Source organism: Vibrio sp. R12-SG2-ISO1, from assembly GCF_059834045.1.
This window is the reverse complement of the sequence record NZ_JCBDGO010000001.1, coordinates 693,706-708,977: the sequence shown is the minus strand read 5'-3', so window position 1 is coordinate 708,977 and position 15,272 is coordinate 693,706. Positions and strand designations below refer to the sequence as shown.

The window sequence follows — 15,272 nt, the reverse complement described above, 5'->3', positions numbered from 1 at the left end:
GTGAATACGAGTGATAAAGAGAGGGGATAACAAACAAGGCCAGCCAAAGGGCTGACCTGTTCAACGTGAGGAGTTAAAACGCCTTACTCTACACGAAGGCCTTGGTCATCGAAGAGGTGACAGTCGCTTTGTTTGCAGCTTAGCGCCATAGTTTGGAACTTAGTGACCTCTTGATCGCCGGGTAGGTGCACTTTAAACCCATCAACGCCACAAGATTGACCAAACATGTAGGTGCTGTTGCCTAACCGTTCGACCACTTCACTTTGGAACTCAATCTGCACTGGGTTGTCATGGTTAATCTCTAAATGTTCAGGACGAATACCGAGAGTGACTTTATCGCCAGCGTGGAGTGCGCGTTGCACCGCGGGCAGATGGAATACCTTGCCGTCTTGACTCACCAAGGTCAGGCCAGAGCCATTGGCTTGCTCGACTTGAGTTGGAATGAAGTTCATTTTCGGTGAGCCGATGAAGCCGGCAACAAATTCATTTTGCGGCTTGTGGTAGAGCTCTAGCGGCGAGCCCACCTGCTCAACACGACCATCGCGCAGGACGACGATCTTATCGGCGAGCGTCATGGCTTCGACTTGATCGTGCGTTACGTAGATCATGGTGTTTTGCAGATCTTGATGCAGCTTGGCGATTTGCAGACGCATGTCGACGCGCAGCTCTGCATCGAGGTTGGAGAGGGGCTCATCAAAAAGGAACACTTTGGGGTTACGTACAATGGCGCGGCCGATAGCGACACGCTGACGCTGACCACCAGAGAGCTCTTTAGGTTTACGCTGCAACAAGTGATCAAGCTGTAGCGTTTTCGCCGCGCCGTTCACTTGCTTGTCGATGTACTCTTTAGGGTGGCCGTTCATTTTCAGGCCAAAGCCCATATTCTCTTCAACAGTCATATGAGGGTAGAGGGCGTAAGATTGAAATACCATCGCCACGCCTCGCTCGGCAGGATCAACGTCATTGACGATGTGGTTGTCGATACTGATTTCGCCTTCGGTGATCTCTTCTAAACCGGCCACAAGACGAAGCAGGGTCGATTTACCGCAACCGGATGGTCCAACAAAAACCACAAACTCTCCATTGTCGATCTCAAGATCCACACCATGGATGGTTTGAACGTCACCGAAACGCTTGATGACTTTCTTTAAGCTGATGTCAGCCATAAATACTCCTTGCCCATATGGCTTATAAGTTTCGTTTTATGAGCGAATACGCTCGTTTAACGTGAGTTGTTTTTTGTTTCTGTCTAAAACATACGCTTTTCCGCGATTTTTGTTAGTTGCTCAATGGCAATAGTTGATCCTTGTCATGGTTTTTGGAGGAAAATAGGTGAATTTTGTGGAAACGTTTACAAAATTAATTTCTCTCCCTATATAAAATAAAGTGGATGGCTAATATGTATTCGTAGATACGATAAAACTTCATCTTTTGGTTTCTTTTTGTCTACTTTTTATGAGTGAAACTTTAACGAACAGAAACGACGAGATGTGACAAGGAGTCACACAAAATGGAGCAATCTGTGAAAACGATATACCCAGAAAATCGTCTCCCCTCAGCCAGACGTAAATCTCGGGTGAGTGCCAAGCTCTCCCCTTGGCTGTTTTTAGCGCCTGCGATGGCGATTTTTGCCGTTTATGTTATCTATCCGATTCTAGACAGTATTTGGCTCAGTTTCTTTGAATGGGATGGGCTAGGTGAAAAAACATGGGTCGGCCTAGACAACTATCGTGAGTTGTTTGATTCCGATGCGTTTTACACCTCATTGAAAAACAACTTCCTTTGGCTAGTGTTCTTTATGCTCGCCCCGCCGATTGGTTTAGCGATCGCGCTCTTTCTTAACCAACAGGTGAGAGGGATTCGTGTTGTTAAATCGCTGTTCTTCTTCCCCTTTGTTATTTCGCAAGTGGTCGTCGGTTTGGTGTTTGCTTGGTTCTATGACCCGTCGTTTGGCTTGTTCAATATTGTGTTGGGTGGTCTCGGTTTCGAGCCGGTTTCTATTTTGGCCAACGAAGATTACGTCACCTACGGCATCATTGCCGCCGGTCTGTGGCCGCAGATTTCTTACTGCATGATTTTGTACCTCACGGGTTTGAACAACTTGGATCCAGAGCAGCTTGAAGCGGCGCGTCTTGATGGTGCGAAAAAGTGGCGCATGTTGTGGTACGTGGTGTTACCGCAGCTTCGCCCTGCGACCTTCATTGCGATTGTGGTGACCGTGATTGGTGCGCTGCGCTCATTTGACTTGGTTGCCACCATGACAGCCGGTGGCCCGTGGGGCAGCTCGACGGTATTGGCTTACCAGATGTATGAAGAGTCCATTTTTAACTACCGAATGGGTTATGGCGCGGCAGTTTCCGTTGTGTTGTTCCTCATCATGGATGTGTATATCGCGTACTTCTTATGGCGTATGTTGAGGAGTGAAAAATAATGTACCCACAACCGATTCAAAAATCTGGCCGTTTTGTCAATATCAGCTATCGCGTCGCGTTGCCACTGTCGATCGTGATGTGGTTACTGCCATTGATTGCGGTGATGATGACCTCGATTCGCTCGATAGAAGACATCAACACTGGTAATTACTGGGGCTGGCCAAGCGAAATCCAGTTTCTCGAAAACTACACTCAAGTCTTTACCTCAACCGCAATGGGCCAATACCTGATCAACAGTTTGATGATCACTTTGCCTGCGGTTGCCGGGGCGGTGGCGCTGTCAACGTTGGCGGGCTTTGCTTTGGCGAAGTACAACTTCAAGGCGAACATCTGGATCTTCGCGATGTTCATCGCGGGTAACTTTGTACCCTTCCAGATCCTGATGATCCCAGTGCGCGATTTGACCATCAGCTTTGGTCTCTACGACACCCATTGGGCGCTTATTTTCTTCCATATCGCGTTTCAAGCCGGATTTTGTACCTTGTTTATGCGCAATTTCATCGTCGGTATTCCGGATGCCTTGATTGAAGCGGCGCGCGTGGAAGGGGTCACCGAATGGAAGATCTTCTGGCACGTAGTATTGCCCTTGGTTCGCCCAGCATTAGCGGCGTTGGCGGTGCTGGTTTTCACCTTCATCTGGAACGACTTCTTCTGGGCATTGGTCTTAGTGCAAAGTGATGAAGTCCGTCCGGTTACTGCGGGGCTTAGCTCACTGCAAGGTCAGTGGCTAGCGTCTTGGCAGCTGATGTCGGCAGGCGCGATCGTTGCGGCGATTCCACCTGTGGTGCTGTTTTTTACCATGCAGCGTCATTTCATCGCCGGCTTAACCCTAGGTGCGACCAAAGGATAACAGGATTAATAAATTGCTGGTGGGCAAAACCCCCATTTGGCTCACCAGCAGGTCTATGCAGTAACAGACTCTACACAGCAACAAAACAATAAATTGGACCAAGAGCCTTAGGCTCAATAACAAGGACCTGAATATGAAATACGTGAAACACCTTGCTGCTACCGCAATACTCGGTGCAACTCTTTCGACATCCGCATGGGCAGGCACTTTGGTGATCAACTCTGACGCCTCAGACCCTGCACCTAAAGAGGCGTGGGCTGAAATCATCAAGCGATTTGAGCAAGAGTACCCGGATGTCACCGTCAAATATAACCTCTACGATCATGAAGCGTACAAAACGACCATCCGTAACTGGTTGGTGACTTCGCCGCCGGATGTGGTGTTCTGGTATGCGGGTAACCGTATGAAAACCTTCGTTGATCGTGGCCTGTTTGAAGATGTGAGTGACATCTGGACAGACAACAACATGAAGCAAGACTTCACCGCTGCGGCGCCCGCGATGACGGTCAATGGCAAGCAATACGGTGTGCCTTACACCTATTACCAATGGGGTATCTACTACCGCCAAGACATCTTTGAGCAGTACGGTATTGCTGAGCCAAAAACGTGGGACGATCTACTTAAAGCCTCGGCGACATTGAAAGAGAATGGCGTGGCGCCGTTCACCATCGGTACCAAATATCTTTGGACGGCAGCGGGTTGGTTTGATTACATCAACTTGCGCACCAACGGCCTCGATTTCCATATCCAGTTGATGGACGGCAAAGTGCCTTACACCGATGAGCGAGTGAAGAAAACCTTCGCGAACTGGGCACAGTTGGTGGAGCCAGGTTATTTCCTAGAAAACCATGCGTCATATTCCTGGCAAGAGGCGCAGCCTTTCCTCTACAACGGTCAGGCGGCGATGTATCTGATGGGTAACTTCATTACTCCTAACTTCCCGAAAGAGTTGGATGGCAAAATGGGCTTCTTCCAATTCCCTGTGATCGACCCTTCCGTTCCGATGGCGGAAGACGCGCCGATGGATACGATTCACATCCCATCAAAAGCGAAAAACAAAGAAGACGCACGTAAGTTCCTTCAGTTTGTCGCTCGTGCGGAAAACCAGCAATTGATCAACGAGATGTTGTTGCAGATCCCAACCAACAATAAAGCGAAAGCGAAAGCGGATCCGTTCCTAGACAAAGGGGTGGAAATGCTGGCGAACGCGGAAGGTACGGCGCAGTTCTATGACCGAGATACCGATCCTGCAATGGCGAAAGAAGGGATGAAGGGCTTCCAAGAGTTCATGGTTCACCCTGATCGCATCGACGACATTTTGCAAAAACTGGATAAGGTCAGCAAACGCACCTTCAAATAAGGTTTTGATACGCTGACGGCGAGTCTATTCCCCTGTACATAGACCTGCCAGAGTCAGCCGACTGAGCGCACTGCTCCACTCGTGGCCTCTCGAGTCAGTGCGCTCTTTTTTATCACAGAGATTAAGAGTGTTGTTATGAGAACTTTTGCCGATATTCTGGCAGCGCGAGAGTGGGAAAATCATCACGTCACCCACCATCATGTTCTGCCCGCACATACCCCTTTCCATGCTTACCAAAACGAAGACGATGCCTTGCAAGGGAGAGGGTCTGCCCAGCAAACGTGCTTGAATGGTCAATGGCAGTTTATGCTGTTCTCGGCGCCGAGTGAGGTGCCAGAAGCGTGTGTTGAGAAAAGTTTTGATGACAGCGCTTGGTCGCCAATCACGGTGCCATCCAACTGGCAGTTACAGCCGCAGGTTGACGATCGGCCAATTTACACCAATGTCAAATATCCGTTTGCGGACACGCCGCCAATCGTGCCTAAGCACAATCCGACCGGGGTTTATCGCACCACGTTTGAGGTGTTGCCAGAGTCCAATGAGTTAACGTGGATCACCTTTGATGGCGTCAACAGCGCCTTTCACCTGTGGTGCAATGGCGTGTGGGTCGGTTACTCGCAAGATGCCCGTTTGCCCGCCGAATTTGATCTAACGCCTTATCTTCAGGAGGGGCGCAACCAGTTGACGGTCATGGTGATGCGTTGGTGTGACGGTTCCTACTTGGAAGATCAAGATATGTGGTGGCTAAGCGGTATTTTCCGTGATGTCACCTTAACCCGAAAACCGCGACTGCACATTCAAGATGTGGAGATTCGCACTGAGTTGGCGGCAGGGTTTCATCAGGCCACGCTTGGTGTGACGACCACTTTATCGCAAAAAGAGGTCGACAATCGCGTACGTGTGCGTCTGTTTGATGCCAAAAAGCAGCTGGTCGCAGAGCAAGTCAGCACGGCCGGATTACAGTTTGTCGATGAAAAAGGGCCGTGGAGCGATAAAGCGCAGCATGCCCTTGACGTTCAAGCGCCGATACTATGGAGCGCAGAGCGCCCTTACTTGTATCGCGCCGTTGTCAGCTTGCTTGATGAGCATGACACGGTGATAGATTGTGAGGCGTATTCGGTCGGTTTTCGTGAGGTACGCATTGAGCACGGTCTGCTGAAAGTGAATGGCGAAGCGGTGCTGATCCGCGGCGTCAATCGTCATGAGCATCATCCAGAGCTTGGTCATGTGATGACAAGAGAAGATATGCACCGCGACATCCAACTGCTCAAGCAAAACAATTTCAACGCGGTACGTACTGCGCACTATCCAAACCATCCTCTGTGGTATCAACTGTGCGATGAGTATGGTCTTTATGTGGTGGATGAAGCCAACATTGAAACCCACGGCCAGTTTCCGATGTGCCGCTTGTCCGACGACAGTGAATGGCTACCGGCCTACCTGCGCCGTATTACTCGGCTGGTGGAGCGCGATAAGAACCATGCGTGTGTCATCATTTGGTCGCTTGGCAACGAGTCGGGGATCGGGAATAACCATCATGCGATGTATCAATGGGTCAAACAGCGTGACCCTTCTCGACCTGTCCAATATGAAGGCGGCGGCGCGATGACGGCCGCGACCGACATCCTATGTCCAATGTACGCACGGGTCGATTGGGATCTGCCAGTCGTGAAGCATCAACCACAGGTCACGCCGCGTGTCGGGATTCGTAAATCCATTGCACTGCCTGATGAGACGCGTCCCCTGATTTTATGTGAATACGCTCATGCGATGGGCAACAGCCTCGGCAGCTTTACGCACTACTGGCAAGCGTTTCGAGATAACCCGCGCTTGCAAGGGGGATTCATTTGGGATTGGGTCGATCAAGGTCTAACTAAGATAGCGCCGGATGGCCAAACGTATTGGGCCTATGGCGGGGATTTTGGTGATGAAATCAATGATCGTCAGTTTTGCATCAATGGTCTGCTGTTCCCAGATAGAAGCGCGCATCCCACCCTGCAGGAAGTCAAAAAAGCGCAGCAGTTTTACCAGTTCCGCCTGCTATCGACTCAGCCATTGGTGATCGAGGTAGAGAGTGAGTACCTGTTTAGCGCCAGTGACAACGAGATACTTGATTGGAGTGTCACTTGTGAAGGAGAGGTGCTGCACCGTGGTCAGCTTGATCTCAATTTGGCGGCAAAATCGACGCAAAGCGTAACCTTGAGCGAGCAGCCCATCAGCAGTGGTCGCTGCGCTCCGTATTACCTCAACCTAGAGGTGAGCCTTCGTCAAGAGACGGCTTGGGCAAGCGCCGGCCATGTGACGGCCATCGAGCAACTGGAACTTTCAGTTGAGACGGCGCTACCGAGCCCGAGCATCAAGCCTATTGGCGCTATCAACACCTCGGACAGCGCAAAAGCCTTGCTGGTCTATAGTGATGATTTTGCGCTCGAGTTTGACAAATCAATAGGCGCGATCGGCAGTTGGAAAGTCAACGACAGCGAAAAGCTGACCGCACCGATTATCGATAACTTCTACCGGGCTCCGCTTGATAATGATATTGGCACCAGTGAGGCCAACAAGCTCGACCCCAACTCTTGGTTTGCGCGTTGGCAGTCGATAGGGCTCGATTCCTTGACCCGAGAGCTTGAGCAGTTTGAATGGTATCAAGCTGAGCAAGGAATTGTGGTGGTGAGTCAGCAGCGTTATTCCCATCAAGGTAAGGCGCTGATCCGCTCGACGTGGCGCTATACGGTGGCCAGTGATGGCAGTGTGAGTTTGGATGTCGATGTGACGCTTGCTCAGTATCTACCTCCACTGCCGCGTATCGGCTTAGAGGTGGCGTTGTACGATGGCGAACATCACGAGTCTATAGAACAGGTCTCTTGGCTGGGCCGCGGCCCACATGAGAACTATCCGGACCGATTAGCGTCTGCGCACATCGGACGCTATCAACAATCGCTGGATGCGATGCACACGCCGTACATTTTCCCAAGTGACAACGGCTTGCGCTGTGATGTCACGCAGGCCAAAGTGGGTGAGTTGCTCATCGAGGGGCAATTTCATTTTGCCGTCAGTCGCTACAGTTTGCACAACTTAGCCAGTGCCAAACATACGCACGAGTTAATCAAAGGTGAGTCCTGTTACGTGCGAATTGATGGTGCGCATATGGGCGTGGGCGGTGACGATTCGTGGACGCCTAGCGTGCATCAGGCTTATCTTCTGAGTGATAAACGCTATCGCTATCAGGTGACACTGTCGTTGAGCCACGCTCAAGCTGACGAGGTGTAGGGGATAAAAACAACAGGGATAGCGAGCGCTATCCCTGTTGTTTAACGACGGTCTGGTTACTGATGACAAATGGTCGATCACTGAAGGGTGTAACGTGTCCACACTTTTGAGCGCCAACGCCTTGCCATGATGATGCCGCGAAACCACTCGTCGAGTGCAATCGCCATCCAGGCACCGAGCACGCCATAGCCCCAGTAGACGCCAAACACATAGCTCATACCGACCCCGAATCCCCACATACTGATGATGCCCATTTTGACTGGGAATTTGATATCGCCAGCCGCTTTGAGCGCCGAGATAAAGATGAGGTTAAAGACGCGCCCCGCTTCGAGCACGATCGAACCGGCAATCAAGGTCGCGGTTAGGGCGGCGATCTCCGGCTCTGTAGTAAAGAGCGCGATGATGGGATCGCTCAGCAAGTAGACGATGACCGTCAACAGCGTCGAGACGCAAAAGCCAACCACAAAATACTTTTGCACTAGAGACAAAATCGAGTCAATCCAACCGCGGCCTATGTAGTAGCCCGCTTGAATCTGACTGCCTTGCCCGAGGGCAAGCGCAAAGGCAAAGGAGAGGCGCGCGATGTTCTGTGCGTAGGTGAAGGCGGCCAATGAGGCAGTACCCATCTGGACGATAAAAAAGGTGATGCAGATTTGCGCCATGTTGTAAGAGAGCACTTCTCCGGCATTCATGGCACCAATTTTGATGATGCGTGAGTAGATAACGCGAGGGATTGCTCGGTACTCGGCAAAAGGTATCTCGATGCCAGAGCGTTTAACCGCCGCCCAGAGGATCACGGTGCTGAGCACCTGACTGACGACAGTGGCAATCGCCACCCCTTGCACCCCATAGACCGGCAAGCCAAAAGGCTGATAAAGGGCGATGTAGTTACCGATGATATTGAGCACGCCGCACACCAAGTTGACCACCATGGGAGAGCGGGAAAAGCCGTTACTGCGCAAAATAGTGGTCAGCACGATGCCGAGGGTGACGTTAAAAGTCATCGCGCCGCTGATCAGCAGGTACTCTTGGGCGTACTGTTCGACCTGAGCTTCTAATCCATAGAGCGGCAGAAACGCGTAAGCGCCCCAGATCGACAGTCCACTCAGGCAGATACCGACCAGGGCAGAGAGAAAAATACTGGCGACGCTAACATGGGCGGAATCTTGTACACGGCCTGAACCATTGTATTGCGCAATCAAAATACCCGTGCCGCTGCTGACCATCGACGAGACGATAATCAAAAAGAACGACAGTTGAGAGATGACGCCCACCGCCGAAACGGCTTTATCAGAGAAACCACTGAGCATGAAGACATCGCTAGTATTGAGCGCTGTTCGCAGCAAGATCTCGACAAATAGCGGCCAAGTGAGCGCGACGATCTTCATGCGTTTATCTATCGTATTTGGCATGGGTGGTCCTAACTGTGGTGCCCCGGTGGCGAGTTTGCAGGGTGCGGTAGGGCTGGCAAAGGCAAAGTCACAAATTGTCCGGTGCTGGGCTGGATATGCAAATCAGTTTCTTCGTTATGATTCTTACTTGATGAGAAAATGTCCATAATTTTTCGCTTCTGTGAAAACGTTTCACAAAGTTTAGTCAGGGATTGTGACCTTGATAGAGATATTGATGGCTTTGGCTTCCTTAGCCTGCTGCCCTCTTTCTGATGGGCTAAAGAAAAGGGTCGGATAGCAGTCAAATCCATTATTGGTGAGTAATTTGTGGAAACGTTTACACAATGAGAAATTGATCACGGAAACTAGGCGCAAATGATTGCTAGACTTTTGAGCAAGCAGAGTCATTTCTGAGCGATTGCGAACCAGAGCGAGGCAAACAGTGAAAGTATTAGTAACGGGTGGAATGGGTTACATCGGTAGCCATACATGTGTACAGATGATCGAAGCAGGCATGGAGCCTGTGATTATCGACAACCTCTGCAATGCCAATCAAGAAGTGTTGAACCGTATTGAAGCGCTCACCAAGGTGAAGCCGATTTTTCATCAAGGTGATGTGCGCGATGAGGCGTTTCTCGATGGTGTTTTTGCTCAGCATGACATTGCCGCCGTGATTCATTTTGCCGGATTGAAAGCGGTCGGGGAGTCGGTAGCCAAGCCACTCGAATACTATGACAACAACGTGAATGGCTCCTTGGTGTTGGCGCGCTGCATGCGTAAAGCGGGCGTGAAAAGCTTAGTGTTTAGCTCTTCCGCGACGGTGTATGGCGATCCGACTAGCGTTCCGATCACCGAAGAGTCACCGACAGGCGCGACGACCAACCCATACGGTCGCAGTAAGTACATGGTCGAGCAGTGCTTATCGGATCTCTTTGCGGCGGAAAACGATTGGAGCATTACCTTGCTGCGCTATTTCAATCCGGTCGGCGCCCATCCATCAGGCTCAATGGGAGAGGACCCACAAGGCATTCCAAATAATTTGATGCCTTTCATCGCTCAAGTTGCGGTGGGGCGGCGAGAGAAATTGTCGGTCTTTGGCAGTGACTACCCAACACCCGATGGCACCGGAGTGCGTGACTACATTCATGTGATGGATTTAGCGGATGGGCACATCGCAGCGTTGAAATCGGTAGGGGCGTGCGCTGGGTTGCACATTTTTAATTTGGGGACCGGCCAAGGCTCCAGTGTGCTTGAGATGGTCAATGCCTTTAGCCAAGCCTGCGGTCAGCCGATTGCGTATGAGCTGTGCCCAAGACGCCCAGGAGATATTGCCCAGTGCTTTGCCAGCACCGAGAAAGCAGAACGAGAGCTGGGTTGGAAAGCGAGCCGCAGCGTAGCGGATATGACGGCCGATACATGGAAATGGCAGTCCACAAACCCTCAAGGTTACGGTGCGTCATAACGCACAGCGAGCCGAGCTGGGCATGAGTTAGGCAAAGGTTAAGCAAACAGTTAAGAGTTTTTGTGTTTAAGGTTGAGTAAGTAAGATGTCGAATATTGAATTTAATCCTGTGGATCACCCACACCGCCGCTATAACCCATTGACTGGGCAGTGGATATTAGTCTCGCCTCATCGAGCAAAACGCCCTTGGAGTGGCGCGGATGAAAAGCCCGCGCTGGATGCGTTGCCTCGTTATGATACGCACTGTTTTCTTTGTCCTACCAACACTCGTATCTCTGGCGATGTGAATCCTGATTACCGCGGCGCCTATGTGTTCAATAACGACTTTGCCGCCCTGATGGTTGATTCTCCTGACGCGCCAGAATCTGACAATCCGCTATTTAAAACCCAAGGTGTACGTGGCTTGAGCCGCGTGATCTGCTTCTCTCCCGATCACAGCAAAACCTTGCCGGAATTACCCGTGGCTCAAATTCGTGGGGTGATTGACACTTGGAATGAACAGATTGAAGAGTTAGGCCAAGAGTACCTATGGGTTCAGGCGTTTGAAAACAAAGGCGAGACCATGGGCTGCTCTCAGCCACACCCACATGGTCAAATCTGGGCCAACAGCTTTCTGCCGAATGAAATTGAACGCAAAGAGCGCCACCTTAAAGCCTACTTCGAAGAGCACGGGCGCAATTTGTTGGTTGATTATGTCCAAGCAGAGTTGAAAGACGGATCGCGCATTGTGGTCGATACTGAGCATTGGAACGCCGTAGTGCCTTACTGGGCCGCTTGGCCGTTTGAGACCATGCTGTTACCCAAAGCGCACATCCGCCGCATGAGTGAACTCAGTGATGCTCAGCGTGATGATCTCGCTCTGGCGATCAAAAAGTTAACCAGTCGCTATGACAACTTATTCCAGTGCTCCTTCCCTTACTCGATGGGCTGGCATTACGCGCCGTTTTTTGAACAAGGGACGGACATTGAGCACTGGCAACTGCACGCACTCTTCTACCCACCGTTGCTGCGCAGCGCCACGGTAAGAAAATTTATGGTCGGCTATGAGATGCTGGCAGAAAGCCAGCGTGACTTAACTGCAGAGCAAGCCGCGCAGCGTCTAAGAGACGTCAGTGACGTGCATTACAAAGAGGCCTAAGCCGAGTCTGTTACGCGTGAACGCCGCACGTGGCGTTGACCCACCGAATGCTATTTTTTAAGAGAAGAACCTTATGTCTGAACTGATCCAAAATGTGAAGAGCTCGTTCGAGAAGGTGCTAGGCTATGCGCCATCGCACATTATTCAAGCGCCGGGGCGCGTCAACTTGATTGGTGAGCACACCGACTACAACGACGGCTTTGTTCTCCCTTGTGCGATTAACTATCAAACGGTGGTGGCGGCGTCAAAGCGTGACGATAACCTCGTGCGCGTGGTGTCGGTTGATTACGGCAACGCCGTGGATGAGTTCGATATCACCCAAACCATCACCTTTGCGCAAGACAAAATGTGGGCCAACTACATTCGCGGTGTGGTCAAGTGTTTGTTGGCGCGAGGGTACACCTTCAACGGCGCGGACATTTCGGTCAGTGGTAATGTACCTCAAGGTGCGGGTCTCAGCTCGTCAGCCGCGTTGGAAGTGGTCATTGGTCAGACGTTTAAGGAGTTGTACAAGCTTGATATTTCTCAAGCCGAAATCGCACTCAACGGTCAGCAAGCGGAGAATGAGTTTGTCGGTTGTAACTGCGGCATCATGGATCAAATGATCTCCGCTGAAGGGCAAGAGAATCATGCGATGTTGCTAGATTGCCGTACGCTAGAGACTCAATCAGTATCGATGCCTGCAGAGATGTCCGTGGTGATCATCAACTCGAATAAAAAACGTGGGCTGGTCGATAGTGAATACAACACTCGCCGCGAGCAGTGTGAAGAGGCCGCACGTATTTTCGGTGTGCCTGCGCTGCGCGATGTCACTATTGAGGAGTTCAATGCCAAAGCATCCGAGCTAGATGCTGTGGTAGCCAAACGTGCACGTCATGTCATTACCGAAAACGATCGCACTTTAGAAGCGGCACAAGCGCTGAGAAACAATGACATCAAACGCATGGGTGAGCTGATGGCCAAATCGCACGCCTCGATGCGTGACGATTTTGAAATCACCGTCAAAGAGATCGATGTGTTAGTCGAGATGGTCAAAAAGGTCATCGGTGACCAAGGCGGCGTACGGATGACCGGCGGTGGTTTTGGTGGCTGTATTGTAGCGCTTGTTCCGCCCGCGCTGGTGGGAGATGTTCGCGCCGTCGTTGAGGCGCAATACGAAGCGCAAACGGGGCTCAAAGCGTCGATCTATGTTTGCCAAGCCAAGCAAGGCGCTGGCCTGGTTACAGCGGAATAAGGAAAACCCATGACTCATGCTCTATTTGAGACCATGACGGCGCAGCTAGCCTATGATGGTGAGGCAGCGCAGTTGGTCGAATTGAACAACGCAGTGGGGACTCGCGTTGTGCTGATGGACATCGGAGCCACTTGGCTCAGTTGTCGTTTGCCTTTGGCGAGCGGGGAGCAACGTGAAGTGTTACTTGGTGTAGGGGCCATGGAAGACTTCCAGTGCCAACAAGGTTACTTGGGGGTAACCGTTGGACGTTATGCGAACCGTATCGCCAATGGTCTTTTTCAGATAGAGGGTGAGTCCTATAAAGTGTCGACCAATCAAGCGGGTAATTGTCTGCATGGCGGCGCCGAAGGGTTTGATAAGCGACGCTGGCAGATCGTTGAGCGCAGCGAACAGCACGTTCTGTTTGCGTTGCACTCGAAAGATGGCGATCAAGGCTTTCCCGGCAATGTCACTGTTTCGGTGCGTTATCTGCTCAGTGACGACAATGCGCTGCACATTGACTATTTGGCGACCAGTGATAAAACCACGCCAATCAATCTCACCAACCACGGTTATTTCAATCTCAATGGCACCACTAGCGGGCTGGATGCGCGTGCGCATATCCTCTCTATTGAGGCCGACTACTACCTACCTACCACCGAGGTCGGGATTCCTTTGGGGGATCTGGTGAGCGTCGAAGGCACCAGTTTCGATTTTCGCCAACCTAAATCGGTTGCGGCAGACCTATTGTCTGACACGCAGCAACAACAAGCCAAAGGTTACGATCACAGCTTCTTTCTCGCTCCAGAACGAGAGGTGAAGGCGCCGATCGCAACCTTAACAAGCCAAGATGAGCGTGTCAGCGTCAGTGTCATCACCACGCAGCCGGCGATTCAACTTTATACTGGCAACTGGTTAGGCGGCGCGCCAAGACGAGAAGGGGGCGAATATCAAGATTATGCGGGCATTGCGCTGGAAACCCAGTTTTTGCCTGACTCGCCCAACCACCCTGAGTGGCCGCAACCAAGTTGCTTGTTAAAGCCGAAAGAGCAGTATCGTCAGCAGACCATTTATCAGTTTATGTGTCATTAATACAACCGCCCTCAATGGAGGGCGGTCTCATAAGGTTATCTCGCGGACAAGGTGTTGTTTATGACAGTCGCTCTACTGAGTTTCTGCGCACCACGGTGGGCGAAAAAATGATGGTGTCGTTCTCTTCCGGTTCCCCTTTGGCGAGTGCAAGGGCGAGTCTCGCGGCCTTCTCGGCCATCATCTGAATGGGGTAACGCACCGTCGTCAGCCTTGGATGAACATAGCGAGCAATCAAGCCATCATCGAACCCCATCATCGAAACCTGCTGCGGCACAGCAATGCCATTTTCATCGAGTACCGACAATGCTCCCGCCGCCATGTAATCGTTGTAAGCGACGACGCCAGTGATGGCCAACGACTTGGTGAGTAAGTTGGTCATTGCGATTTCACCGCCATCACTATTGGGCTCACCGTACTCAATGTACGCCTTGGAGAGATCGATCTTATGGTCTTTGAGCGCCGCTAAATACCCTTCAATACGTTGGCCCGAGTCTTCAATTTGATGCGAGGAGGCGATGCAGGCGATGTGTTTGTGGCCGTTACGAATCAGGTATTCCGTTGCGAGGTAGGCGCCTTTGTGGTTATCCAAAGAGATGCAACGTTCTGCGAGCGCAGGGATATGACGGTTGATGATCACCATGCCTTTCACTTCTTTTGCATAGCCCTGAAGCTCTTCATCAGATAAGGCTTTTGAGTGGATGACTAACGCATCGCAGCGGTTATTGATCAAAAGTTCAATGGCTCGGCGCTCATCCTCTAAGCTGTGGTAGCCGTTGCCGACCAAGATATGCTTGCCATGCTCATGAGCAACGTTGTCGACCGCTTTGACTAAGGTACCAAAAAACGGATCAGAGACATCCCCCACCAAGACGCCGACCGTATTGGTGCTTTGGCTCACTAAGGCTCTGGCTGCCGCGTTTGGGCGATAGCCCAGTTTGCTCATTGCTTGCGTGACGGCCGCGATGGAGGACTTGCTTGCTTTGGGGGATTTATTAATGACGCGTGATACCGTGGCGACCGACACACCGGCTTCTTTTGCGACGTCTTTGATTGTTGCCATCTTG

General features: G+C 51.3%; 11 protein-coding genes. 8 read left to right on the top strand and 3 right to left on the bottom strand.

The window, feature by feature from the left end; translation table 11 throughout:
* Window positions 1–83 precede the first annotated feature (83 nt).
* Window positions 84–1,166, bottom strand: a complete 1,083-nt coding sequence (locus AC6R10_RS03235) for an ABC transporter ATP-binding protein (protein WP_500671424.1) — start codon at window positions 1,164–1,166, stop codon at window positions 84–86.
* 344 nt (window positions 1,167–1,510) lie between these two features.
* On the opposite strand from AC6R10_RS03235, the gene AC6R10_RS03230 reads away from it, so the two are divergent.
* The 4 genes from AC6R10_RS03230 (at window position 1,511) to AC6R10_RS03215 (ending at window position 7,912) form a co-directional block, all read left to right on the top strand.
* On the top strand, window positions 1,511–2,431 hold the full coding sequence (locus AC6R10_RS03230; RefSeq protein ID WP_487901735.1) for a carbohydrate ABC transporter permease: 921 nt from the start codon (window positions 1,511–1,513) through the stop codon (window positions 2,429–2,431).
* Complete coding sequence (locus AC6R10_RS03225; RefSeq protein ID WP_334551427.1) at window positions 2,431–3,282, top strand: carbohydrate ABC transporter permease; 852 nt, start codon at window positions 2,431–2,433, stop codon at window positions 3,280–3,282. Before AC6R10_RS03230 ends, AC6R10_RS03225 begins: the two co-directional genes overlap by 1 nt.
* A 133-nt stretch (window positions 3,283–3,415) precedes the next feature.
* Window positions 3,416–4,642, top strand: coding sequence for an ABC transporter substrate-binding protein (locus AC6R10_RS03220; protein WP_500671423.1), 1,227 nt, complete (start codon window positions 3,416–3,418; stop codon window positions 4,640–4,642).
* Between the two features lie 135 nt (window positions 4,643–4,777).
* A complete protein-coding gene (locus AC6R10_RS03215) occupies window positions 4,778–7,912 on the top strand; it encodes a beta-galactosidase (RefSeq protein WP_500671422.1) in 3,135 nt (1,044 codons plus the stop codon).
* Between the two features lie 77 nt (window positions 7,913–7,989).
* Here the strand turns inward: AC6R10_RS03215 and AC6R10_RS03210 are convergent, their stop codons facing one another.
* Window positions 7,990–9,324, bottom strand: a complete 1,335-nt coding sequence (locus AC6R10_RS03210; protein WP_334551423.1) for an MATE family efflux transporter — start codon at window positions 9,322–9,324, stop codon at window positions 7,990–7,992.
* Window positions 9,325–9,745: 421 nt separating this feature from the next.
* On the opposite strand from AC6R10_RS03210, the gene galE reads away from it, so the two are divergent.
* The 4 genes from galE (at window position 9,746) to galM (ending at window position 14,208) form a co-directional block, all read left to right on the top strand.
* Window positions 9,746–10,765: a UDP-glucose 4-epimerase GalE gene (gene galE / locus AC6R10_RS03205; protein WP_500671421.1), complete on the top strand. Its 1,020-nt coding sequence runs from the start codon at window positions 9,746–9,748 to the stop codon at window positions 10,763–10,765.
* A gap of 85 nt (window positions 10,766–10,850) precedes the next feature.
* The gene (locus AC6R10_RS03200) at window positions 10,851–11,903 is read left to right on the top strand and encodes a UDP-glucose--hexose-1-phosphate uridylyltransferase (RefSeq protein WP_500671420.1); all 1,053 of its coding nucleotides are present in this window, start codon (window positions 10,851–10,853) and stop codon (window positions 11,901–11,903) included.
* A gap of 73 nt (window positions 11,904–11,976) precedes the next feature.
* A complete protein-coding gene (galK, locus tag AC6R10_RS03195; RefSeq protein WP_500671419.1) occupies window positions 11,977–13,137 on the top strand; it encodes a galactokinase in 1,161 nt (386 codons plus the stop codon).
* 9 nt (window positions 13,138–13,146) lie between these two features.
* A complete protein-coding gene (galM, locus tag AC6R10_RS03190; RefSeq protein WP_500671418.1) occupies window positions 13,147–14,208 on the top strand; it encodes a galactose-1-epimerase in 1,062 nt (353 codons plus the stop codon).
* Window positions 14,209–14,266: 58 nt separating this feature from the next.
* On the opposite strand, the gene AC6R10_RS03185 is transcribed toward galM, so the two are convergent.
* Complete coding sequence (locus AC6R10_RS03185; RefSeq protein WP_500671417.1) at window positions 14,267–15,268, bottom strand: substrate-binding domain-containing protein; 1,002 nt, start codon at window positions 15,266–15,268, stop codon at window positions 14,267–14,269.
* Between the last annotated feature and the right edge of the window lie 4 nt (window positions 15,269–15,272).